The organism is Streptomyces melanogenes (assembly GCF_014649795.1).
GTDB lineage: Bacteria > Actinomycetota > Actinomycetes > Streptomycetales > Streptomycetaceae > Streptomyces > Streptomyces noboritoensis.
The window spans coordinates 523536-547378 of the sequence record NZ_BMTS01000002.1 but is presented as its reverse complement, the minus strand read 5'-3'; the positions used below and the strand labels follow the sequence as shown (position 1 = coordinate 547378).

Sequence of the window (23843 nt, the reverse complement as noted above, 5' to 3'; positions counted from 1 at the left end):
CCCTGGGGCGGCCCGAAGGGGCGCATCTCAGGGGCGCGGGGAACTGCGCGAGCAACCCACCACCACCCGCAGACGAAGACCGGGCAGATAAGGGGCGCGGGGAACTGCGCGCTCAGCCCGCGACGGCCCGCAGTCGGAAACGGACCTCAGCCCCCACGAACCTCACCCCGCCCTATCCGGCAGTACCGCCGACACCCGCCATCCCCCCGCGTCCGTGACGCCGGAAACGAACACACCGCCCAGGGCGAGGACGCGCTCGCGCATCCCGACCAGGCCGTTGCCGCCGCTGGGAAGGCCCGCGTCGGGGCTCGCGACGTCCGCCGGGCCGTTTTCCACCTGCATCGCGACCTCCTCGTCCCGGTGCGCGAGGCGGACCATCACCTTCGCCCCCGCCGCGTGCTTGTGCACGTTCGTGAGGGCCTCCTGCACCACCCGGTACGCGGTCTGCTCCACCAGCGCGTCGTACGCCCGCACCGCCCCGTGGACCGCCAGCTCGACCACCATCCCGGCCTCCCGGGACTGGCCGACCAGCGCCTCGATGTCGGCCAGGCACGGCCCCTCCTCCGCGGCGGCAGCGGCGGCCGCGGCGGCCGCGCCCACGGCGGCCAGCGGGACCGGCGCCAGAGCCGAGGCGTCGGCCCGCACCGCCTCCCCGCTGCGCAGCACGCCCAGCATCTCGCGCAGCTCGGTCAGCGCCTGGCGGCCCATGTCCCCGACGAGCACCGCGTTCTTGACGGCCTTCTCGGGGTCCTTGCGGGCCACCGCCTGGAGCGCGGCGGCGTGCACCACCATCAGGGACACCCGGTGCGCGACCACGTCGTGCATCTCGCGGGCGATCCGGGTGCGCTCCTCCGTTCGCGCCCACTCCGCGCGCTCCTCCGCGTGGTCCGCGAGCAGCGAGAGCTCCCGCTCCAGGGAGTCGGCGCGCTCGCGCAGCGACTCCATCAGCCGCCGCCGGGCCCCTATATAGAGCCCCAGGAGCAGCGGCGGGGCGGTCAGGCCCAGCGACATCACGACGGAGAAGAGCAGGACCAGCGACCGGCCGCCGCTGAACGCGCCGTCGTCGACGCTCTGGTTCATCCGTACGAACGTGACGATGAACGTGCCCGCCAGACACATTCCGGCCAGCGCGGCCGTGATGCGGCGCGGCACCTCGGAGGCGGCCAGCGTGTAGAGCCCGACGATGCCGAGCAGGAAGCCCATGTTGGCGGGGGTCACGGCGATCGAGACCAGCACGACCGCGACCGGCCAGCGCCGCCGCGTGGTCAGCATCGCCCCGGCCACCAGGCCGAACAGCACCCCGGCCGGCACGGGGACCCCCGCGTCCCCGGCGAACTTCACACCTTCCAATGCGCACTCGAACGCGGACGCCAGCCCCAGTCCGATGTCCAGGACGGCACTGCGCCGCCGTTCCCACCACCACCAGCCGCGGGAGGTCGCCCCCGCGGAGTCGTGGTCTGCCCCCGTTGCGGTCATGCCATCCAGCCTACGGGCGCCCGCCAGCGATTTTCCGGCGACTTCGGCCGACCTCGCGGCGATCACGGTGATCGGCACCGTCGCACGGAAGGGGCTCGGTACGGCATAGTGTGGGGTGCCGATCCGGTGACCTGACGCAATGTCCGGTCGAACCGGTTTCCATCCCCCGTGGTGTAATTGGCAGCACTGAGGCTTTTGGTGCCTTATGTCCGGGTTCGAGTCCTGGCGGGGGAGCCAGCGCAGTTCGGGTCCTGACCACAAAGGTCGGGACCCGGTTGTTTTTCCCCGCCGCTCCCCCTCTCTCTTCCGCAGCTCTTCCGCGGCCGCCGACCCTCCTGGCATTTCGGCCCCCAGACCCCCCGGTATCCTGCGGATGTCCACCACACAAAGCCGAAGGGCATTCCCGTGAGCGCCAATCGCCCGGCAGCCGTCGTCGTCCTCGCCGCGGGTGAGGGCACCCGCATGAAGTCGGCCACCCCCAAGGTCCTGCACGAGATCTGCGGGCGCTCGCTCGTCGGCCACGTCGTCGCGGCCGCCCGCGAGCTCGACCCCGAGCACCTCGTCGTGGTCGTCGGCCACGCCCGTGAGCAGGTCGCCGCGCACCTCGGCGCGATCGACGCCTCGGTGCGCACCGCCGTCCAGTACGAGCAGAACGGCACCGGCCACGCGGTGCGGATGGCGCTGGAGGAGCTCGGCCAGTCCATCGAGGGCACCGTCGTGGTGGTCTGCGGCGACACCCCGCTGCTCACCGGCGCCACGCTGGCGGAGCTGACCCGTACGCACGAGGCGGACGGCAACGCCGTGACCGTGCTCACCGCCGAGGTCCCCGACTCCACCGGCTACGGCCGGATCGTGCGCGACGGCGAGTCCGGCGCGGTCACCGCGATCGTCGAGCACAAGGACGCCACCGAGGCCCAGCGCGCCATCAAGGAGATCAACTCCGGCGTCTTCGCCTTCGACGGCGCCCTGCTCGCGGACGCGCTCGGCAAGGTCCGCACGGACAACAGCCAGGGCGAGGAGTACCTCACCGACGTCCTCGGCATCCTGCGCGAGGCCGGGCACCGCGTCGGCGCCTCGGTCGGCGGCGACCACCGCGAGATCCTCGGCATCAACAACCGCGTCCAGCTCGCCGAGGCCCGCCGCCTGCTCAACGACCGCCTGCTCGAGCACGCGATGCTCGCGGGCGTCACCGTCGTCGACCCGGCCACCACCTTCGTCGACGTCACCGTCACCTTCGAGCAGGACGCGCTGGTGCACCCCGGCACCCAGCTGCTCGGCAGCACGCACCTGGGCCGCGGCGCCGAGGTCGGCCCCAACTCCCGGCTGACCGACACCCAGGTGGGCCCGGACGCGCGCGTGGACAACACCGTGGCGTACGACTCCGAGGTCGGCGAGGGCGCGTCGGTGGGCCCGTACGCCTATCTGCGCCCGGGCACCCGCCTCGGCGTGAAGGCCAAGATCGGCACGTACGTCGAGACCAAGAACGCGACGATCGGCGAGGGCACCAAGGTCCCGCACCTGTCGTACGTGGGCGACGCGACCATCGGCGAGTACTCGAACATCGGCGCCGCGAGCGTCTTCGTGAACTACGACGGCGAGGCCAAGCACCACACCACGATCGGCTCGCACTGCAAGACGGGCTCGGACAACATGTTTGTTGCTCCTGTCACAGTGGGGGACGGCGCCTACACCGCGGCCGGGTCCGTCATCACCAAGGACGTGCCCGCCGGCTCGCTGGCCGTCGCCCGTGGCCAGCAGCGGAATATCGAGGGCTGGGTGGCCCGCAAGCGGCCGGGCAGCGCCGCCGCGCAGGCGGCTGCGGCCGCCTCCGAAGAGGCCGTTGGCGAAAACTGACCGGAAACATCTGCGCCTGTCACGGCGTACCGTGATAGACGCACACGATTCGGCTGGCTCGTCGCCAAGGGACCGCGCGGGCTCAGCAGCAGAAGACACCTCTGAGGAGACAGTGCTGTGACCGGGATCAAGACGACCGGCGAGAAGAAGCTGATGCTCTTCTCCGGCCGCGCCCACCCCGAGCTGGCCGAGGAGGTCGCGCACCAGCTGGGTGTCGGCCTCGTGCCGACGAAGGCCTTCGACTTCGCCAACGGTGAGATCTACGTCCGCTTCCAGGAGTCGGCGCGCGGCGCCGACTGCTTCCTGATCCAGAGCCACACGGCTCCGATCAACAAGTGGATCATGGAGCAGCTGATCATGATCGACGCGCTGAAGCGCGCGTCGGCCCGCTCCATCACGGTCATCGTGCCGTCCTACGGGTACGCCCGCCAGGACAAGAAGCACAAGGGCCGCGAGCCGATCTCGGCCCGTCTGGTCGCCGACCTGCTGAAGACCGCGGGCGCCGACCGGATCCTCACGGTCGACCTGCACACCGACCAGATCCAGGGCTTCTTCGACGGCCCGGTCGACCACCTCACCGCCCTGCCGGTCCTCGCGGACTACGTGGGCGCCAAGGTCGACCGCTCCAAGCTGACGATCGTCTCCCCGGACGCCGGCCGCGTGCGCGTCGCCGACCGCTGGTGCGACCGCCTGGACGCTCCCCTGGCGATCGTCCACAAGCGCCGCGACAAGGACGTCGCCAACCAGGTGACCGTCCACGAGGTCGTCGGTGACGTCAAGGGCCGCGTCTGCGTCCTGGTCGACGACATGATCGACACCGGTGGCACCATCTGCGCCGCCGCCGACGCCCTGTTCGCGCACGGCGCCGAGGACGTCATCGTGACGGCCACGCACGGCATCCTGTCCGGCCCCGCCGCCGACCGCCTGAAGAACTCCAAGGTCAGCGAGTTCGTCTTCACGAACACCCTGCCCGACCCGGCCGACCTGGAGCTCGACAAGGTCACCGTCCTCTCCATCGCCCCGTCGATCGCCCGCGCGGTCCGCGAGGTCTTCGAGGACGGCTCGGTCACCAGCCTCTTCGAGGAGCAGTAGGCAGCACCGCTCCGGAAGATCCTTTTGGGTACGGCCTCCCCGCCGGGTAGACTCATCGAGTTGCTCGGCGAGGGAGGCCGTACCCGTAGGTACGGCGGTCCGTTATCGACGCGCTCTTCGTAGCAGGCCAGTCGTGGCCGGGTGACCGCCACAGCTATCCATCTGCTTATACGAGGAGTGCGCATGTCCGAGATCAAGCTTGCCGCCGAGGTCCGTAACAGCTTCGGCAAGGGCGCCGCCCGCAGCATCCGCCGTGAGAACAAGGTTCCGGCCGTCGTCTACGGCCACGGCACCGAGCCGGTCCACGTCACCCTGCCGGGCCACGAGCTGCTGCTCGCCCTGCGTACCCCGAACGTCCTGCTCTCCCTGGACATCGACGGCAAGAACGAGCTGGCCATCCCGAAGGCCGTCCAGCGCGACGCCATCAAGGGCTACCTGGTCCACGTCGACCTGCTGCTCGTCCGCCGCGGCGAGAAGGTCACGGTCGAGGTCGCCGTCGAGACCGAGGGCGACCTGGCCCCGGGCAGCTTCCTGGTCGAGAACGTGCTGAACACGCTCTCCGTCGAGGCCGAGGCCACCCACATCCCGACCTCCGTGACCGTCTCCATCGAGGGCCTGGAGGCCGGCGCCTCCATCCACGCCAAGGACGTCGCGCTGCCCAAGGGCACCACGCTGGCCACCGACCCCGAGGCCGTCGTCATCCAGATCCTGGCCGCCCAGGCCGAGGAGCCGGCAGCCGAGGCCGCCGAGGGCGACGCCTCCGCCGAGGCCTGAGCCGTACGCTCTGCCTGACGGGGTGGCGGGCCACTGCGGCCCGCCACCCCGTTTTTTCCTGTCGGCGCGCGAGGAGACGCAGCACAGATGACCACGGAAGCGAACGCCCCCTGGCTGGTCGTGGGGCTCGGCAACCCCGGCCCCGAGTACGCCGCCAACCGGCACAACATCGGGTTCATGGTCGCGGACCTGCTCGCGGAGCGCATGGGCGCCAAGTTCAAGGCGCACAAGGCGCGGGCCCAGGTCGTCGAGGGCCGCATCGGCCCGGCCGGACCGCTGAACCGCCGCGTGATCCTGGCCAAGCCGCTGTCGTACATGAACCTGTCGGGCGGCCCGGTCACCCAGCTGCGCGACTTCTACAAGGTGCCGGTGGAGAACATCGTCGCCGTCCACGACGAGCTGGACATCGACTACGGAGTGCTCCGCCTGAAGCTCGGCGGCGGCGACAACGGCCACAACGGCCTCAAGTCGATGACCAAGTCGTTCGGCCCGGACTACCACCGCGTCCGCTTCGGCATCGGCCGCCCGCCCGGCCGGATGCAGGTCGCGGACTTCGTCCTCAAGGACTTCTCGTCGACCGAGCGCAAGGAGCTCGACTACTTCGTGGACCGCGCGGCCGACGCCGTCGAAGCGCTGGTCATCGAGGGTCTTGAGCGCGCGCAGTCGACGTACAACTCCTAGCGCGCAGACGTACGGGAAAGCCCCGGCGGCCGATCGGCCACCGGGGCTTCGCCATGTCCCGCGCGGGGGGTCAGCCGGTGTTGCGCAGGCCCGCCGCGACACCGTTGACGGTCAGCAGCAGCGCCCGGGCCAGCAGCGGGTCGGGGCTCTCGCCGCGCTCCGCCTCGGCCCGCTGACGGGCGAGCAGGGCCACCTGGAGGTAGGAGATCGGGTCCAGGTAGGCGTCCCGGATCGCGAAGGTCTGCTGGAGCACCGGGTGCGAGCCGAGCAGCTCCTCGCCGCCGGTGATGCGCAGCACCTCGCTCACCGTGAGCGCGTGCTCCGCCTCGATGTCGGCGAAGACGTGCTTGAGGTCGTCCGGCACCAGCGTGTCGACGTAGTGGCGGGCGATCCGCAGATCGGTCTTGGCCAGCGTCATCTCCACGTTCGAGATGAAGTTCCGGAAGAAGTGCCACTGCTCGTGCATCTCGTCCAGGACGGTGTCCAGACCGGCCTCGCGCAGCGCCTTCAGGCCGGAGCCGACGCCGAACCAGCCGGGCACGATCTGCCGCGACTGCGTCCAGCCGAACACCCACGGGATGGCCCGCAGGCCGTCCAGGCCCGCGCCGGAGTCCGGGCGGCGCGAGGGGCGCGAGCCCAGGTGCAGCTCGGCGAGCTGGTCGACGGGCGTGGAGGCGAAGAAGTACGCGGGCAGGTCCGGGTCCTCCACCAGCCTGCGGTAGGCCGCGTGGGCCGCGTCGGAGACCGTGTCCATCGCCGCGTCCCAGCGCGCCAGCGCCTCGTCGGACTGGCGCGGGGCGGTGTGCAGGGCGGACGCCTGGAGGGTGGCCGCCACCGTCAGCTCCAGGTTCTCCCTGGCCAGCGACGGGATGAGGTACTTGTCGGAGATGACCTCACCCTGCTCGGTCACCTTGATCTCGCCCTCGAGGGTGCCCCACGGCTGCGCCAGGATCGCGTCGTGCGAGGGGCCGCCGCCGCGGCCGACGGTGCCCCCGCGGCCGTGGAAGAGCCGCAGCCGCACGCCGTAGCGGTGGGCCACGTCGCGCAGCCTGCGCTGGGCGCGGTGGATCTCCCACTGGCTGGTGGTGATGCCGCCGAACTTGGAGGAGTCGGAGTAGCCGAGCATGACCTCCTGGACGTCGCCGCGCAGCGACACCAGCCGGCGGTACGAGGGGTCGGCCAGCATCTCGTCCAGGATGACGTCGGCGGCGCGCAGCTCGTCGGTGGTCTCCAGGAGCGGCACGATGCCGATCTTCGCCCAGCCCGCGTGCAGGTCGACGAGCCCGGCCTCGCGGGCCAGCACGGCCGCCGCGAAGACGTCGTCGGCGCCCTGGCACATCGAGATGATGTACGACTCGATCACCTCGGGGCCGAACCGCTCGAAGGCCTCCTTGATCGTGCCGAAGACGCCCAGGGTCTTCTGCCCGGCCTCGTCCAGCGGCGCGGGCGTGGGGGCCAGCGGGCGGCGCGAGCGGAGCTCCTTGGCGAGCAGCTTCTGCCGGTACTCGCGCGGCATGTCCGCGTACCGCCAGGACTCCTCGCCCAGCCGGTCGAAGAGCTGGCCGAGCGCGTGGTGGTGGGCGTCCGCGTGCTCGCGCACGTCCATGGTGGCCAGCTGGAGGCCGAAGGCGGCCAGCGTGCGGATCGTCCGGTCCATCCGGCCGTCGGCGAAGAGCGCGCCGCGGTGGGCGCGCAGCGACGTCTGGATCAGGGTGAGGTCGGCGAGCAGCTCGGAGGTGCCGAGGTAGTCGCGGCCGCTCTGGTGCGGGGTGCCCTTGGCGAGCCGCTCCTTGGTGTTGACGAGCTTCTGCCGGACGCAGGTCGCCTTGAGCCGGTAGGGCTCCTCGGCGTTGAGCCGCTTGTAGCGGGGGCTGATCTCGGGCAGCGCCTCCAGGTCGGCCTGGAGGGAGGCGAGGAGCTCCTCGGTGGCCCCGGCGTACCGGATCGAGTTGGAGAGCAGCCCGCGCAGGAAGTCGATCACTTCGAGCGCGTCGTTGATGCCGTGCTCGTGCTGGAGGATCAGCACGTCCCAGGTGACCTGCGGGGTCACGTTGGGGTTGCCGTCGCGGTCGCCGCCGATCCAGGTGCCGAAGGTGAGCGGGCGGGTGCCGGCGGGCAGCTCGACGCCGACCCGCTCCAGCTCGGCCGCCAGGTCCTCCAGGACGTCGCCGACGGCGTTGGCGTGCAGCTCGTCCAGGTAGTAGATGGCGTTGCGCGCCTCGTCGGCGGGCTCGGGGCGGACCACGCGCAGCTCGTCGGTCTGCCAGATGAGGTCGATGTTCTCGGCGAGCCGCAGGTCGTGGCGGCGCCGGTCGGCCTCGGTGACCGGGGTCTCCAGGAGGGCCGCGATCCGGCGCAGCTTGTTGAGGACCGAGCGGCGCGCCGCCTCGGTGGGGTGCGCGGTGAAGACCGGGCGCACATTCAGGTTCTTGACCGTCTCGCGCAGGTGCTCGGGGTCGGCGTCCTTGAGCATGTCGGCGGTGCGGGCGAGCAGCCCGCCCTCGGCGGCCCGGTGGGCGCGCAGCTCGCGGCCGCGGTGCACCTGCTCGGTGACGTTGGCGAGGTGGAAGTAGATGGAGAAGGCCCGTACGAGCTTGGCGGCGGTCTCCACCTCGGTGCCGCCGAGCAGCTCGGCGGCGGCCTCGCCGTCCGTACGGGTGAGGGCGCGCACGCGCTCGACGAGCTCCAGGAGCTCGGGCCCTTCCTGGCGGACGAGCGCCTCGCCCAGGAGGTCACCCAGTCGGCGGATGTCGGCGCGCAGCTCGGGGCTGGCGGCGGGGGTCTGGTCGGCACTGCTCACAGGTGCGGCTCCTTGCAGTGTTTGAGCACGTCTGGAGGGGTACTGGAGGCTTGCGGACCGCGCTGTCCGACGAGACCCAGGATAGGTGTCCGTACGCGCGTCGCAGTCCACTGCCCTCTTGTACGGAGGCGCGGCACTGCCATACTTACGTCGCCGTAGGTTACGGATGCGTAGCCTGGCCTCTCGTCTTCCTCTCTCACCCCGCAGGGGGATACCCCATGACCACAAGCCCCGACCTCATCGACCCGGCCACCGAGCCGCCGGGTTCCTCCGCGACGCGCGGGGGCGAGAGCAAACGGTCCGTCGAACAGATCGCGCTGCTGCTCTTCATCGTCGTGCCGTTCGTGGCGCTGCTCGCCGCGGTGCCGCTGGCCTGGGGCTGGGGCGTGAGCTGGCTGGACCTCGGCCTGATGGTGTTCATGTACTACCTGGGCTGCCACGGCGTCACCATCGGCTTCCACCGCTACTTCACGCACGGCTCCTTCAAGGCCAAGCGCCCGCTGCGGATCGCGCTGGCGGTGGCCGGGTCGATGGCCGTGGAGGGCCCGCTGGTGCGCTGGGTGGCGGACCACCGCAAGCACCACAAGTTCTCCGACGCGGACGGCGACCCGCACTCTCCGTGGCGGTTCGGCGAGACGCTGCCCGCGCTGATGAAGGGCCTGTGGTGGGCCCACATCGCGTGGATGTTCAACGAGGAGCAGACCTCGCAGGAGAAGTACGCGCCGGACCTGATCAAGGACCCGGCGATCCGCCGGATCTCGCGCGACTTCGTCTTCTGGACGATCCTCTCCCTCGCCATCCCGCCGATCGTGGGCGGTCTGGTGACGATGTCCTGGTGGGGCGCGTTCACCGCGTTCTTCTGGGGCTCGCTGGTGCGGGTCGCGCTGCTGCACCACGTGACCTGGTCGATCAACTCGATCTGCCACGCGGTCGGCAAGCGCCCCTTCAAGTCCCGCGACCGCTCCGGCAACGTGTGGTGGCTGGCGGTCCTGTCGTGCGGCGAGTCCTGGCACAACCTGCACCACGCCGACCCGACCTCGGCCCGGCACGGCGTGATGCGCGGCCAGATCGACTCCAGCGCCCGGATCATCCGCTGGTGCGAGCAGCTGGGCTGGGCGTACGACGTGCGCTGGCCCACCGAGGCCCGTCTGGACGCCAAGCGCAGCGAGCCCGGCGCCCCCTCCCGGCGGGCCGAGAAGGCCGCCGAGGAGAGCGCCCGTAAGGAGAAGGCCGCAGAGGCGGCATGATGGAGGACGTGGCGACCGACTCCAGCACCACCCGCACGACCAGCAGCAACGGCTCTGCGGGCACCGAACGACCCCGGCGGACCCGACGCACCCGGATGACGGGCGCGGAGCGCCGGGAGCAGTTGCTGGACATCGGCCGCACGCTCTTCGCCGAGAAGGGCTTCGAGGGCACCTCGGTGGAGGAGATCGCGGCGAAGGCCGGCGTCTCCAAGCCCGTCGTCTACGAGCACTTCGGCGGCAAGGAGGGGCTGTACGCGGTGGTGGTCGACCGCGAGATGCGCTCGCTCCTGGACGGCGTGACGGGCGCCCTGACGGCGGGGCACCCGCGCGAGCTCCTGGAGCAGGCCGCGTTCGCGCTGCTCGACTACATCGAGAAGTACACGGACGGCTTCCGCATCCTGGTGCGGGACTCGCCGGTCGCCCAGTCGACGGGCACCTTCGCCTCGCTGATCTCCGACATCGCCACCCAGGTCGAGGACATCCTCGGCCTGGAGTTCAAGGCCCGCGGCTTCGACCCCAAGCTCGCCCCGCTGTACGCGCAGGCGCTGGTCGGGATGGTCGCGCTGACCGGCCAGTGGTGGCTGGACGTGCGCAAGCCCAAGAAGGCGGAAGTGGCCGCGCACCTGGTGAACCTGGCGTGGCACGGACTCGACGGCCTGGAGCAGAAACCGCGGCTGATAGGGCACCGCAAGAACTGAGCCGCGGTGGTGGGTCCCGAATGATCTCGAATGGGTCGCGAGTTTCCCTCGTGGCCCATTTTCCACTTCAACCACCCGTGCATCAGCTGTAGGCTTCACGCACATTCCCGGGGGGGATTTAGGCATTCCTTCGTGAGCGGCCACGCGTGCCTCAACGTCTGTTTCGACGCGCTGCGCGTGGGCCCCGCGAGGAATGTGCCCGCGTGCTCCGCGCATCCGTGAGCCGCGATGAATTCGACCCGGTTCCACCCGCATATTCCCTGGGGGGAATTTTGTCTTCTGTGCGCACCTCGCGCCCCGGCCGCCTCGCGGCCTGCACCGCCCTCGCGCTCTCGGCCGGCATGCTGCTCGCGGGCACGGCGTCGGCCGACGAGGCGCCCGCGGCGCCGAAGGCGACCGTCGAGGCCGCCAAGCCGTCCGCCGGCCAGCCCTCGGGCGCGCTCCCGCAGCGGGTCCACCGCTCGTCGGCCGTCGCGGCCGCCACCGCCGCCAAGCCGCGCCTGGACCTCAACAAGGACGGCTCCACGGACCTGCTCTACCGGGGCGTCGACAACCAGACGTACCTGGAGACCTGGACCGAGAAGGAGAACCCGGCCTACGCGAACTCCTTCGGCGCCTACAAGGACCTGATCACGCCGGGCGACCTGGACGGGAACGGCACCCCCGAGCTGCTGACCGTGCAGCCGGACGGCACGCTCTCGCTCTACGCCGACGTGACGAGCAGCGGCTCCACCTACCCGACCTGGTCGGGCGGCGGCTGGAACGCGTACAACAAGGTCGTCGGCGCGGCCGACCTGACCGGCGACGGCAAGGGCGACGTGCTGGCCCGTACGCCCGGCGGCGACCTGTACCTGTACCCGGGCAAGGGCGTCTCCTCCGGTGACCCGTTCGCCGGGCGCATCAAGGTCGGCGGCGGCTGGCAGGGCTACGACCAGCTGGTCGGCGCCAACGACATGAACGGCGACGGCTTCGGCGACGTCGTGGCCCGCACCCCCGGCGGCGACCTGTACTTCTACGCGGGCACCGGCGACGCGGCCGCCCCGCTGAAGTCGCGGGTCCGGATCGGCGGCGGCTGGAACGCGTACAACCAGATCCTGTCGGTCGACGACGGCAACGGCGACGGCTACGCCGACCTCGCGGCCCGCAGCACCGGCGGCACGCTGTACTTCTACGCCTCCGACGGCAAGGGCAACTTCCAGAGCCCCGCCAAGATGGGCACCGGCTGGGAGTACACCCAGGCGTTCAGCGGCTCGGGCGCCAACGCGACCCCGGTGAAGAACGGCATCATCGGCCGCGACACCCGGGGCACGCTCTGGCACTACTACTCCGAGTACAACGGCCAGCTCTCGCAGCGCTTCCGGGCCAGCGACGACGGCGTCTTCGCCAACTCCCGCCACCTCGCCTTCGCGGCCTCGATCAGCGGCGGGCTCTACGGCGACCTGCTCCAGTGGGACGACGGGCACCTCTACATCGGCGTCAACCTCAGTGACGCGGGCGGCGGCTGGGGCGGCTTCAACACCCTCGTCGGCGCGGGCGACCTGAACAACGACGGCAAGAACGACCTGCTGGCCCGGGACGGCTCCGGCACGCTCTACCTGTACCGGGGCTACGGCAACGGCTACCAGTTCTCCTCCCGCATCAAGATCGGCGGCGGCTGGAACGCGTACGACAGGATCGTCGGCGCCGGTGACCTCACCGGGGACGGGCTGACCGACATCGTCGCGCGCACCGGCGACGGCAAGCTGTACCTGTACCAGGGCACCGGCGTCTCCACCTCGCCGTTCACCTCACGCGTCTACGTGGGCCCGGGCTGGCAGCAGTTCAAGAGCATCGCGGCCCCCGGCGACCTGAACGGCGACGGCCGGGCGGACCTGATCGCCACCAACTCCCGCGGCGAGGCGTTCCGTTACGAGTCGAACGGCTACGGCGGCTTCAAGTCCCGCGTGAAGCTGGGCGACGGCTGGAACACGTACCGCGACCTGTTCTAAGAACAGCGAGGCCGTGACGTGACAGTGCCCCGCGCCCCTTTTGGGGTGCGGGGCACCGTCGTCAGCGGTCCTTCCTGCGCGCCACCGCGAAGATCCGGCGGAACGGGAAGACCGTGCCGTGCGGACCTGGCGGGTACGCGCGGCGCAGCAGGTCGCGGTATTCGGCGAGGAAGGCGTCCGTCGCCTCCTCGTCGTCGGCGAGCGCGGTCAGGGCCGGGCGCAGGGCGGTGCCCTTGACCCAGTCCAGGACCGGGTCCTCGCCGTGCAGCAGCTGGGAGTACGTCGTCTCCCAGACGTCCGCCTCGCAGCCGAGGTCGGTCAGCCGCAGCAGGTAGTCGGCGGGTTCGAGGATGTGGACGTAGCGGCGCCCGTGGTCGCGCAGCCGGGCGCGCCAGCGCGGCGACTCGCAGAGCTCGCCGAGCAGGGCGTGGCTGGGCGAGGTGAAGTTGCCGGGGACCTGGAAGGCGAGGGTGCCGCCGGGGGTGAGGCCGTCGATCCAGCAGGCGAACGACTCCGGGTGGTTGGGAACCCACTGGAGGGCCGCGTTGGAGACGATCAGGTCGTACGGCTCGTCGGGCGTCCAGTGGGCGAGATCGGCGGGCCGGAAGTCCAGCCAGCCGCCGCCCGGGGTGGTGCCCGCGTGGTCCTTGTCGGCCTGGGCGAGCATCTCGGGCGAGAGGTCGAAGCCGGTGACGCGGGCGTCGGGCCAGCGGTCGGCGAGCAGCGTGGTGACGTTCCCCGGACCGCAGCCGAGGTCCGCGATCCGGGCGGGCGGGCGGGTCCCGGGCCCGGGCGGGACGGCCGGGGTGCGCGGGGCGCCCACGCCCCGGGCGCCGTGCGCTCCCCCGGTGGCGGCCGTGTCGGCGGCGGCCGCGCCGGAGGGGCCCGGCAGGGCCGGGATCCTCGCCAGCAGATCGAGGAACGGCCGGGTGCGGTGGCCGGAATGGTGCAGGTACTGCTGCGGATCCCAGAGGGGAGCGGGCAGCGGGGCGGACGTCGGATCGGACGTGTCGGTGGACTCCCGGGGCGCCGTCTCGACGGACTCCGGGACGAAATCGGAATGCATGTTCGAGCCCCCTTGCAGGTACGGGCAGGCGAAGCGGAACAAGGTCCCGGCCCCTCCATGCCCAATGGTGGGGGTTTATATATCTTGACGTCAAGAGACTTCACGTCGACAGACCCTCTACACTGATCGTCATGGAGGACGAGGTCGACCGACTGGTCTCAGCATGGCGCCGCGAGCGCCCGGACCTCGACGTGGAGCCGCTGGAGGTGCTCAGCCGCGTCAGCAGGCTGGCGCGCCACCTCGACCGGGCGCGCAGACTCGCCTTCTCCGAGCACCAGCTGGAACCCTGGGAGTTCGACGTCCTGACGTCGCTGCGGCGCGCGGGCGCGCCCTACCAGCTCTCTCCCGGGCAGCTGCTCACCCAGACGCTGGTCACCTCCGGCACCATGACCAACAGGATCGACCGGCTCGCCAAGAAGGGCCTGGTCGAGCGGCTCCCCGACCCCAGCGACCGGCGCGGGGTGCTGGTCCGCCTCACCCCCGAGGGGCGCGACCGGGCGGACCAGGCGCTGGCCGGGCTCCTGGAGCAGGAGCGGGCCATCCTGGCCCAGCTGTCGCGCACCCAGCGGGGTGAACTGGCCGGGCTGCTACGCCAGTTGACCGCCCCGTTCGACAACATCCCCGGCTAGGTCGACCGGCCCCACCCCGGCCCGGCGCGCGAGCGCGACGGCGGCCAGCGTGGAGTGCACGCCGAGCTTGCCCAGCACGTTCTGCATATGGGTGCGGACCGTGTGCGGGGAGAGGAAGAGGCGCTCGGCGACGGCCTTGCGGCCGAGCCCGGCGACCATGCACCGCAGCACCTCGCGCTCGCGCGGGGTCAGCGACTCCACCAGGCGCTCGCTCTCGGTGCGGTGCTTGCGGGCGGCCGTGAGCTCGCGCAGCACCCCGGTGAGCAGCGCGGGCGGCAGATGCGTCTCGTCCCGCAGCACCCCTCTGATCACCGCGAGCAGCCGCTGCAGCGAGCAGTCCTTGGCGACCCAGCCGGACGCCCCCGCCTGGAGGGCGAGCGCGGCGCGGCGCGGGTCGTCCTTCTCGGCGAGCACCACCGTACGCACGGCGGGCTGGCCCGAACGGACCCCGGCGACCAGCGAGATGCCGTCCACCAGGCCGTCGGCACCACCGCCGTCCGGCACGGCGCGGGCCACCGGCGCCCCGGCGAGCGCGCCGAGGTCGGCGTCGACGAGCATCACGTCGAAGCGGCGCCCCTCGGCGGCCCCCCGCTCCAGACAGCGCAGCGCGGCGGGGCCGCTGCCGGCCGCCGCGACGTCGACATCGGGCTCGGCCGCCAGCGCGGCGGCCAGCGACTCGGCGAAGATTCGGTGGTCATCCACCACGAGAACCCGGATACGAACCACAGACACCCCCATGCGTCGGGGAACGGACCGGTCAGGGCACGGCGCCCGGAAGAGGGAGCACGGCAGTCGCGCGGCCGCCGCCGTGGACTGACTGGTACCCCACCCCGGGCGTCGTACCCGACTGTCTCGCCCCCTGATCAACACCGGCCCCCACCGGTGCTGTGCTTCAGAGTAGGGCCGTGGGCCGCAAGCGGAAGGTAATTTGCAGAACTGATTGGCCGGGCTGTTTAGGGTGTGACCCATGTTTCGTTTTGAGACTGAAGTGGACAAGGCGCGACGGATTCTGCTGCACCAGCGGCTCAAGGACACCAATACGGAACGCTCTTCGGCGCTCCGCACCCTGCGCGGCAGTCCCGGCGAGAAGGAAGTGCCGCTGCACGTCTGGGCGCTGGACGCGAAGGGCGAACTGGCGGGCGGTCTGGCCGGGCGCGTCTGGGCGAGCTGGCTCCATGTGGACCTGCTGTGGGTGGACGCGGCCCACCGTGGCGCGGGCGTGGGTGGCGAACTCCTCGCCCGCGCCGAGGAGTCGGCCCGCACCGAGCACGCCTGCGCCTGGTCGCGCCTGGAGACCTGGGACTTCCAGGCCCCCGGCTTCTACCGCAAGCAGGGGTACGAGGTGGTGGGCGAGGTGCCCGAGTACCCGCCGGGCGTAACGGAGTTCATCCTGACCAAGCGGCTGTGAGCGGGGGCGCGCGCAGGTCCGCCGCTCAGCTCCTGCGGCGCGCGCCCGCCGACGGGAGCGCCGGGAAGGTCCTGGGCGCGGTGTACCCGGCCGCCGCGAACGCCTCCTCGACCGACTTGGTGACCGTGTCCGCCAGCGCCGCCTCCACCAGGACGATCGCGGACCCGCCGAAGCCGCCGCCGGTCATCCGCGCACCGAGCGCCCCGGCCGCCACCGACGCGGCCACCACCAGGTCCAACTCGGCGCAGGAGACCCGCAGATCGTCGCGGAGCGAGGCGTGTCCCTCGGTCAGGACCGGGCCTACCGCGCGCGGATCGCCCGCCGCGAGGTGCGCCGCGACCCGCTCCACCCGCTCGTTGTCGCTCACCACGTGGCGTACGCACCGGCGAACGGTTTCGGAGTCGAGCCTGGCCAGTGCGTCCGCAAGGCGCGCGTACGGAACCTCGCGCAGGGTCCGCACTCCGAGCGCCCGCGCACCCGCCTCGCAGGCGGCGCGCCGCTCGGCGTACGCGCCGTCTCCCAGCGCGTGCTTCACCCGGGTGTCCACGACGAGGAGCGCGAGTCCGTGCGCGGCGAGGTCGAAGGGGACCTGGCGCAGCGAGAGGTCCCGGGTGTCCAGGTGGAGGACATGGCCCTCGGCGCAGCAGGCGGACGCGGTCTGGTCCATGATGCCGCAGGGCACGCCCACGAAGGCGTTCTCGGCGCGCTGGGCGAGGCGGGCCAACTCGGGCCGGGTGACCCCGAGTTCGTACAGGTCGTTCAGGGCGAGCGCGGTCACGACCTCCAGGGCCGCCGAGGAGGAGAGCCCGGCGCCGGTCGGCACCGACGACGACAGGTGGATGTCCGCGCCCGTGACCGGGTGCCCGGCCGCCCGCAGCGCCCAGACCACGCCCGCCGGGTACGCCGCCCAGCCGCCGCCGGAGAGGGGCTCCAGGGCGTCCGCGTCGAGCCGGACCACCCCGCCGTCCATGTCCGCCGAGTGCAGCCTCAGCACCCCGTCGGTGCGCCGCGCGACCGCCGCGACCGCCGTGCGCGGCAGCGCCAGCGGCATCACGAAGCCGTCGTTGAAGTCGGTGTACTCCCCGATGAGGTTGACCCGCCCGGGCGCCTCCCAGACCCCCTCGGAGGCCCTGCCGTACAGCTCCTGGAACTCGGCCGCGACAGTGGCGGCATCGGTGGGGTGGGCGCCGTCAGCCATCCGCGCGCTCCCGCCGGGCGAACTCCCAGGCGTCCGCGACGATCCCCGCGAGGTCCGCGCGCGACGGCGTCCAGCCGAGCCGCTCGTGCGCGCGGGCGGCGGAGGCCACCAGGACCGCCGGGTCGCCCGGCCGCCGCCCGGCGGTGACCTCGGGGACCGGATGCCCGGTGACCTTCCGTACGGTCTCGATGACCTCGCGGACGGAGAAGCCGTTGCCGTTGCCGAGGTTGCAGATCAGGTGCTCGCCCGCGGTGGCCGCGTCCAGGGCGAGCAGATGCGCCTCGGCGAGGTCGGCCACGTGGATGTAGTCGCGTACGCAGGTGCCGTCCGGGGTCGGGTAGTCGTCCCCGAACACCGAGATCGACTCCCGCTCGCCGAGGGCGACCTGGAGCAGCAGCGGGATCAGGTGCGACTCGGGGTCGTGGCGCTCGCCGCAACTGCCGTACGCCCCGGCCACGTTGAAGTACCGCAGCGAGACGGCCGCCAGGCCGTGGGCGGCGGCCTCGCCGGTGATCATGTGGTCGACGGCGAGCTTGGAGGTGCCGTAGGGGCTGGTGGGGGCGGTGGGGTCGGCCTCGGTGAGCAGCGCGGAGGCCGGTTCGCCGTAGGTCGCGGCGGTGGAGGAGAACACCAGCGTGCGCACGCCCGCCGTGCGCATCGCGTCAAGGAGCGCCATGGTGCCGCCGACGTTGTTCGACCAGTACTTCTCGGGACGCGCCACCGACTCGCCGACCTGCGAGAACGCGGCGAAGTGCAGCACGGCGTCATACGAGCCGTCGAGCCAGCGGGCGGCGTCCTGGACGCGGCCCTCGATGAAGTAGGCGCCCGCCGGGACGGCCTCCCGGAAGCCCGTGGAGAGGTCGTCGAGGACGGTCACCGTGTGGCCCGCCTCCAGGAGGTGGCGCGCGACCACGCTGCCGACGTAGCCGGCGCCGCCGGTGACCAGGTACTTCCCGCTCATGAACTCGCTACCTCTCGCAGTCGCCGGGCCGCGGCCTCCGGCGGCACGTCGTTGATGAACACACTCATGCCGGATTCGGAACCCGCGAGGAACTTCAGCTTGCCGGAAGTGCGGCGAATGGTGAAAAGCTCTAGGTGGAGCGCGAATTCGTCCCGGTCCGCACCGCCGGAGAACGGCGCCTGGTGCCAGGCCGAGATGTACGGCGTGGGCGGTTCGGCGTCCCCGAAGATCCGGTCGAAGCGCCTCAAGAGTTCCAGATAGACCTGTGGGAACTCTGTGCGCGCCGCCTCGTCCAGGGCCCGCAGGTCCGGGACGCGGCGGCGCGGGTGGAGGTGCACCTCGTACGGCCAGTGCGCGGCGTACGGCACGAAGGCGACCCAGTGCTCGCCCTCCAGGACGACCCGGACGCGCTCGGCGAGCTCGCGCGCGACCACGTCGTCGAAGAGGTTGCGGCCGCCGGTGCGCTCGCGGTGCTCGGCCAGCGAGCGGAGCATCAGGGCGGTGCGGGGGGTGGTGAAGGGGTAGCCGTAGATCTGACCGTGCGGGTGGCCGAGGGTGACGCCGATCTCGGCGCCGCGGTTCTCGAAGCAGAACACCTGCTCCACCTGCGGGAGTTCGGCCAGTTCCGCGGTCCGGTCGGTCCAGGCCTCCAGGACGAGGGCGGCCTGCTCCTCGGTGAGGTCGGCGAAGGAGGCGTCGTGGTCGGGGGTGAAGCAGACGACCTCGCAGCGGCCGGAGTCCCCGGCGAGGGAGGGGAAGCGGTTCTCGAAGACGGCCACGTCGTAGTCGGCGGCCGGGATCTCGCTCTGCCGTCCGTCGCGCGAGGGGCACAGGGGGCACGCGTCGGCGGGCGGGTGATAGGTGCGGCCCTGGCGGTGGGAGGCGATGGCCACCGAGTCGCCGAGCAGGGGGTCGCGGCGGATCTCCGAGGCGGTGGAGACGGGGTCGAGCGGCCGGGTGTCCGCCTCGTCCCGTACGACGTCGTCCCGCGAGTCGTAGTAGAGCAGCTCACGGCCGTCGGCGAGCCGGGTCGACGTCTTCTTCACCTGCACCTCCATCAAACAGAACCGAACATAAAGAACCACGAGCCAACACCATCAGTCAATGGGCGCGACGAAGACCACGGCGGAGGACGGCCGGACATACGAGTGGGCGCGACCGCCACGCGGTCGCGCCCACAGCACCACATGAGGAGGGGTCCGGCTCAGCCCGCCGGGGGGACCGCCCGGTCCAGGAGGCCCGTGCGGGCGGCCAGCGCCGCCGCCTCCAGGCGGGAGCCGACGCCCAGCTTCATCAGGACGCGCTGGACGTGGGTGCGCGCGGTGGAGGGGGCGATGCCCATGCCCGCGGCGATCAGCCGGGTGTCCTCGCCGTCCGCGACCCGGACCAGCACCTCGACCTCGCGCGGGGTCAGCATCTGGAGTAGCCGCTGCCCCTCGTCGTCCGGCTGCGCGGCCGGGTTGAGCAGCTCCGCGAAGGCGCCCTGGAGCAGCTGCGGCGCCACCGCCGCCTCCCCGGACCGCGCCTTGACCATGGCGCGCTCCACGCCCTCGATGCGCTCGTCGTGCCGTACGTAACCGGACGCGCCCGCGGCGAAGGCGGCGGCGATCCCGCGCGGGCTGGGCACCGGCCCGAGCACCACCACGGCCACCTGCGGCCGCTCGCGCTTGATCTTGACGATCGGGTCGAACACCCCCGGCTCGGCGGGCGTGGCCGTGCCGAGCAGACACACCTCCGGCGCCCGTGACACCACCAGCTCGGCGGCCCCGGCGACCGGCGCGGCCGCGGCGAGCACCCGGTGCCCGCGGAGCTTGAGTGCCGAGGCGAGCGCCTCCGCGAGCAGGCGGTGGTCGTCGACCACCATGAGCCGCACGCCCATCGAAGCAACCCCCCATCCCCCGGGGCACGTTGCCAACTCCCCTGGCCCGGCCCTCCCTGACCCGGCAAGCTACACGCTTGTTCGACGTCGCGCGCCCCCTACCGGTGAGAAGACGCCCGGATTGCCGAAATCCCCGTCATTCAGGACTACTTGGCGAACAAGCGTGTCCGCCCAGGTGAACGCGGGGGCCCCGGCCGCGGAGGGGTGCTCCGCGACCGGGGCCGCCGTGGGGAGAAGTTGACGCCGTACGAACGGCGCCGCCGTCGTCAGCCGGTGCCGAGGCCGATCAGCAGGTACTTCGTCTCGCTGGTCACCGTGCTCGGCTTCATCACCGAGGTCGACGACATGAAGAGCTTGCCCTGGTTGTAGCGGATCTCGCCGTACTCCGGACCGAACTGCGAGAGCGCGTCGCGCACCGCGGTGTCCGCCGGGTTCTGCAGCAGGACCGTCTGCTTGAAGCTGCCGCCGTCGACGCTCACGACCTGGCTGCCCTTGTCGTACGGGGGCTTCTTGAACGCGATGACGTTGTTGCCGTCCATCCGCAGCGGGTACAGCGAGGAGCCGTCGCCCGCGTCGGCCTTGCCGGGCACGGGCTGCCCGGTGGCCAGGTCGAACGCCATGATCTCGTTGGTGCGGCCGCCGTCGCCGGTGCTGCCCGCGTGCTGCTCCGTCGGCACGTACAGCTTGCCGCCGCCCGCCGCGACCGAGGTGCACTTCTCCACGTCGGTGGAGTCGCAGTCGGCGGCGTACTTGTCGCCCGGCGCCGGGATGCGGGCCAGCAGCTTGCCGGTCTTGTCGTCGAGGGAGAAGAAGTCCGAGATCCCGCTGCCGTCGCCCGCGGTGTCACCGACGTCCGCGGCCACCACCAGCGGCTTGGTCGAGACGATGTGCGCGTACTGGACGCCGGGCGGCATCTTGTACGAGGAGATCGGCGCGCCCGTCTTCGGGTTCAGCGGCTGCACGGTGACCGTGGGGTTGTCGTAGTCACCGCACTTGCGGACCGCCACCAGCGCCTCGCCGCCACCGTAGCCGGCGTCCTTGCACTGGTCGGTGGTGATCTTCGGCTGCCAGAGCAGCTTGCCGGTGGCCAGGTCCCAGGCGGAGCCGCCGGAGGTGCCACCGGTGGCGACCGTGCCGGCGCCGATGGTCACCTCCTCGTACATCGTCTTGCGGTCGCCCTCCTTGACGGAGTTCGTCCAGGCCAGCTTGCCGGTGGTCAGGTCGAGCACGGCGACCTCGGTGCAGCGCGCGTACTTCTCGCCGGAGGCCTTGGCGCCCTCGTAGACGATCGCCGTCTTGCTGTCGGAGGTGATGTGCCGGGTGGCCGCGCAGACCGCGCCGGGCAGCGGGGTCTTCCACAGCTGGGTGCCCTTGGCGGGGTCGTAGCCGACGACCTCGTTGACGCCCGACTTGGCGTACACCTTGTCGGTCAGCCAGGAGCCGTCGACGTGGACCAGGTCGGTGACCTTGGGCTGCGGCACCTGGAAGAGCACCTTGGAGGCGGTGTTCGCGGGCGCCTGCTCCTTGCCGCCGCCCCCGGTCGAACCGCCCTGCTTGCCGCCGTCGGCGCCCTGCGTGGAGCCGGACTTGGACTCGTCCTTCTTGTCGCCGTCCTTGCCCTTGGCGTACCAGATGCCGCCGCCGACGATCAGCGCGACCGCGACGACCGCCGAGACGATGATCGTCATCTGGGTGTTGAGCTTCTTGCCGCCGCCGGGGCCGCCCGGGGCGCCCTGCGGCGCCATGGGCTGGGTGGCGGGCTGGCCGGGGTAGCCGTAGCCCTGCTGCGGCTGGCCCGGGTAGCCGTAGCCCGGCTGGCCGGGAGCTGGGGTCTGCGGGTAGCCGTACCCGGGCGGCGTGGCCTGCGGGTAGCCGTAGGCCGGGGCCGCTGGGGTCGCCGGGGCCGTCGGGGCCGTCGGCGGCTGGGCCGGAGGCGTCGGCGGCATCGCCGGGGGCGGCGGCGTCGGGGCGCCGAAGCCGCCCGCCGGGGGCGGGGTGGGCGCGCCGAAACCACCGGCCGGGGGCTCCTGCGGGGCGCCGAAACCACCCGCCGGGGGCGGCGTCGGCCCGCCCGGCGGCTGCTGGGGCGGCTGGGGGGGCTGGCTCATGGCGTACGTACCTCTGCGGAAGGGAAGTGGGCGGGAGCGGGCGCGTTCATCAGTTGCCGAACCCCATCAGGGCCTTCTCCTTGGTGTCGCCCTTGGGGCTGGACACCCGGCCGTTGAGGATGAAGAGGCGGCCGTCGCGGTAGGCCACGTGCTTGGAGAAGAAGCCGTTCTCGATGGAGGCGGTGGACGCCGGGTTCTGCAGCACGACCTTCGGCTGGCCGCCGGCCGCCGCGATCTCCGCGACCGCGCCGCCCTTCTCGGTGGTGGGCGCGATGTAGGCGAGGACCTTGCCGTTCTCGGAGCTCAGCGGCAGCATCGTGCGGTCGCCGCCCGCGCTCGAACGCCACTTCTCCTTGCCGGTGTTGAGGTCGAACGCCACGACCTCGTTGGTGCGGCCGTAGCTCTCGCCGGTGCTGCGCTTGGGCTCGGTCGGCAGGTAGAGCGTGTTGGCGTCGGCGGCGGTGCCCAGGCAGCCCTGGAGGTCGCGGTCCATGATCGCCCAGCCGCACTCAGGCTGGAAGCTGTCCTTGCTGCTCAGCTCGGAGCGGAGCGAGCCGTCCGGCTTGAACGTCGAGATGTTGTACTGCTTCTTCTCCTTGTTGGTCAGATAGACCACCAGCGGGTCGGCGGAGAAGACCCGGGAGACCTTCCAGCCCTTGGGGAACTGCTTGGTCCACTTGGGCTTGCCGGTCGTCGCGTCCAGCTCCTGGATCTGGTCGATCCCGAGCGTGTCACCGCCGACCGTGCAGCTGCCCGCCGCGACCAGGCGGGGGCCGCCCGCGAAGGCGTCCGCGCGGCAGTTGCCGCTGCGCTCCTGGCCGAAGATCTTCTTGCCGTCGAGCACGGAGAAGCCGCTGACGCCGCCCATCCGGGCCACCGCCACGGTGTTGCCGCTGATCGCCATGTCGAAGCTGGTCATGATGTCGAAGGCGTTCTCCGACGGGACCGCCACCTTCCAGCCCGCCTTGCCGGCCGCGAGGTCGACCTGCTGGAGCTGGTTGCACTTGGCGTTCTTGGTGTTGTTCTCCTGCACACCGAGGACGATCTTGCCGTCGGCGGTGGTCTGGTGCGGCGCGCCGCACAGCGGAGCGCTCAGCGGCACGCTCCACTTCTGCTTGCCGTCGGCCACCGAATAGCCGGTGACCTCCTTGTACATCGCCTTGACGACGGTGTCGCCGATCACCCAGGGGCCGGACTGCTCGGCGCCGTTCTGGGTCAGCTGGGTGGCGTTCTCCTGGAGCCAGACCTTCGCCTCGCCGTCCTTGCGGCCCGCGTTGAGGTCGTCCGACCCGCCCCGGCCGTCGCCCTTGCCGTCGCCGGTGTCCGTCGACGCGGAGCCGGTGGGCTGGGCGCTCTGGCTCTTGCTCGCCTCGGGCTTCTTGTCGTCGTCGCCGCCCTTGGTCGCGAAGTACACACCGCCGCCGATCACCAGCAGACCGGCCACGGCCGCCGCCACGATCACCGCGGGCTTGCCCTTGAAGGGGTTGCGCCCGCCGCCCGGCTGCTCCGGCATCGGGGCGCCCGGGTACTGGGGCTGCGTCGGGTAGCCGCCGTACGGACCCTGCTGGCCGTAGGGGCCGGGCTGCTGGGCGTACGGGCCCGGCTGGCCGGGGGCCTGCGGGTAGCCGTAGCCCGGCTGGGCGCCGGGGGCCTGCGGATAGCCGTACGCGGGCGCGCTCTGCGGCGGGGCGGGCGGCATCGCGGGCGGCGGGCCCGCGGGCGGCGGCGGCATCTGCGGCGGCTGGGCGGGCGGAGTGGGTGCTCCGGCGGGCGGGTCCGTGGGTGCCCCGAAGCCCCCCTGCGGCGGCTGCTGGCTGGGCGGCTGGGTCACAGCGTGTTTCCCCCTTCGTGCGGACCGCTGTCCGAACGGACTCCCCCGCGTTTCCGGAGCGGAATCGGACATGGTCCCGCACAGTTTGCGTCAGTCGAGCGGGGCTTCTTTCTATCACCCGCAACCCCTCGAACAGGGGGCCGGTCCGCCCCT

The 23843-nt window shown here is 71.9% G+C and carries 19 protein-coding genes and 1 tRNA gene; 10 read left to right on the top strand and 10 right to left on the bottom strand.

The features are described from left to right. Positions 1–162 precede the first annotated feature (162 nt). A complete protein-coding gene (locus tag IE252_RS06445) occupies positions 163–1476 on the bottom strand; it encodes a sensor histidine kinase (RefSeq protein ID WP_190088293.1) in 1314 nt (437 codons plus the stop codon). A gap of 162 nt (positions 1477–1638) precedes the next feature. Here IE252_RS06445 and IE252_RS06440 point away from each other — a divergent pair. The 5 genes from IE252_RS06440 to pth all read left to right on the top strand — a co-directional run bounded on the left by IE252_RS06440 (position 1639) and on the right by pth (position 5877). Further along, positions 1639–1713: transfer RNA gene (locus IE252_RS06440), tRNA-Gln, on the top strand. 168 nt (positions 1714–1881) lie between these two features. Continuing rightward, the gene (gene glmU, locus IE252_RS06435) at positions 1882–3330 is read left to right on the top strand and encodes a bifunctional UDP-N-acetylglucosamine diphosphorylase/glucosamine-1-phosphate N-acetyltransferase GlmU (RefSeq protein ID WP_190088292.1); all 1449 of its coding nucleotides are present in this window, start codon (positions 1882–1884) and stop codon (positions 3328–3330) included. 117 nt (positions 3331–3447) lie between these two features. After that, positions 3448–4422 (top strand): ribose-phosphate diphosphokinase, encoded by a 975-nt coding sequence (locus IE252_RS06430; RefSeq protein ID WP_101388680.1) that lies wholly within the window; start codon positions 3448–3450, stop codon positions 4420–4422. Positions 4423–4605: 183 nt separating this feature from the next. Then, entirely contained in the window at positions 4606–5196 is a 591-nt protein-coding gene (locus IE252_RS06425) for a 50S ribosomal protein L25/general stress protein Ctc (RefSeq protein ID WP_190088291.1), read from the top strand. Between the two features lie 87 nt (positions 5197–5283). Continuing rightward, on the top strand, positions 5284–5877 hold the full coding sequence (gene pth / locus IE252_RS06420; RefSeq protein ID WP_190088290.1) for an aminoacyl-tRNA hydrolase: 594 nt from the start codon (positions 5284–5286) through the stop codon (positions 5875–5877). Positions 5878–5947: 70 nt separating this feature from the next. On the opposite strand, the gene ppc is transcribed toward pth, so the two are convergent. Next, the gene (ppc, locus tag IE252_RS06415) at positions 5948–8677 is read right to left on the bottom strand and encodes a phosphoenolpyruvate carboxylase (RefSeq protein ID WP_190088289.1); all 2730 of its coding nucleotides are present in this window, start codon (positions 8675–8677) and stop codon (positions 5948–5950) included. Between the two features lie 218 nt (positions 8678–8895). Here ppc and IE252_RS06410 point away from each other — a divergent pair, with 218 nt between their 5' ends. The 3 genes from IE252_RS06410 to IE252_RS06400 all read left to right on the top strand — a co-directional run bounded on the left by IE252_RS06410 (position 8896) and on the right by IE252_RS06400 (position 12610). Then, positions 8896–9924, top strand: a complete 1029-nt coding sequence (locus IE252_RS06410) for an acyl-CoA desaturase (protein WP_190088288.1) — start codon at positions 8896–8898, stop codon at positions 9922–9924. Beyond that, positions 9924–10622 carry a TetR/AcrR family transcriptional regulator gene (locus tag IE252_RS06405; RefSeq protein ID WP_067159980.1) on the top strand — a complete coding sequence of 233 codons (699 nt, stop codon included), beginning with the start codon at positions 9924–9926 and terminating at the stop codon, positions 10620–10622. The genes IE252_RS06410 and IE252_RS06405 overlap by 1 nt, the downstream gene beginning before the upstream one ends. A gap of 281 nt (positions 10623–10903) precedes the next feature. After that, the gene (locus tag IE252_RS06400) at positions 10904–12610 is read left to right on the top strand and encodes an FG-GAP repeat domain-containing protein (protein WP_308434516.1); all 1707 of its coding nucleotides are present in this window, start codon (positions 10904–10906) and stop codon (positions 12608–12610) included. A 61-nt stretch (positions 12611–12671) separates the two neighbouring features. On the opposite strand, the gene IE252_RS06395 is transcribed toward IE252_RS06400, so the two are convergent. After that, positions 12672–13676, bottom strand: a complete 1005-nt coding sequence (locus IE252_RS06395; protein ID WP_229848026.1) for a methyltransferase domain-containing protein — start codon at positions 13674–13676, stop codon at positions 12672–12674. 131 nt (positions 13677–13807) lie between these two features. Between IE252_RS06395 and IE252_RS43915 the strand changes: the two genes are divergently transcribed. Then, positions 13808–14305 (top strand): MarR family winged helix-turn-helix transcriptional regulator, encoded by a 498-nt coding sequence (locus IE252_RS43915; RefSeq protein ID WP_101388686.1) that lies wholly within the window; start codon positions 13808–13810, stop codon positions 14303–14305. On the opposite strand, the gene IE252_RS06385 is transcribed toward IE252_RS43915, so the two are convergent. Next, a complete protein-coding gene (locus tag IE252_RS06385; RefSeq protein WP_229848025.1) occupies positions 14264–15031 on the bottom strand; it encodes a LuxR C-terminal-related transcriptional regulator in 768 nt (255 codons plus the stop codon). The two genes, IE252_RS43915 and IE252_RS06385, sit on opposite strands and share 42 nt — an antisense overlap. A 241-nt stretch (positions 15032–15272) precedes the next feature. Between IE252_RS06385 and IE252_RS06380 the strand changes: the two genes are divergently transcribed. Beyond that, positions 15273–15713 (top strand): GNAT family N-acetyltransferase, encoded by a 441-nt coding sequence (locus IE252_RS06380; protein WP_190088286.1) that lies wholly within the window; start codon positions 15273–15275, stop codon positions 15711–15713. Between the two features lie 25 nt (positions 15714–15738). Here the strand turns inward: IE252_RS06380 and galK are convergent, their stop codons facing one another. From galK to IE252_RS06350, 6 genes are all read right to left on the bottom strand, one after another. Then, positions 15739–16911 (bottom strand): galactokinase, encoded by a 1173-nt coding sequence (galK, locus tag IE252_RS06375; protein ID WP_190088285.1) that lies wholly within the window; start codon positions 16909–16911, stop codon positions 15739–15741. Continuing rightward, entirely contained in the window at positions 16904–17872 is a 969-nt protein-coding gene (gene galE, locus IE252_RS06370; RefSeq protein ID WP_190088284.1) for a UDP-glucose 4-epimerase GalE, read from the bottom strand. The genes galK and galE overlap by 8 nt, the downstream gene beginning before the upstream one ends. Then, positions 17869–18918: a galactose-1-phosphate uridylyltransferase gene (gene galT / locus IE252_RS06365; protein WP_190088283.1), complete on the bottom strand. Its 1050-nt coding sequence runs from the start codon at positions 18916–18918 to the stop codon at positions 17869–17871. Before galT ends, galE begins: the two co-directional genes overlap by 4 nt. A 158-nt stretch (positions 18919–19076) precedes the next feature. Then, on the bottom strand, positions 19077–19751 hold the full coding sequence (locus tag IE252_RS06360) for a helix-turn-helix transcriptional regulator (protein ID WP_067160004.1): 675 nt from the start codon (positions 19749–19751) through the stop codon (positions 19077–19079). Between the two features lie 266 nt (positions 19752–20017). Continuing rightward, positions 20018–21859, bottom strand: coding sequence for an outer membrane protein assembly factor BamB family protein (locus tag IE252_RS06355; RefSeq protein WP_190088282.1), 1842 nt, complete (start codon positions 21857–21859; stop codon positions 20018–20020). A 49-nt stretch (positions 21860–21908) separates the two neighbouring features. Further along, positions 21909–23690, bottom strand: a complete 1782-nt coding sequence (locus IE252_RS06350; protein WP_190088281.1) for an outer membrane protein assembly factor BamB family protein — start codon at positions 23688–23690, stop codon at positions 21909–21911. Positions 23691–23843: the final 153 nt, after the last annotated feature.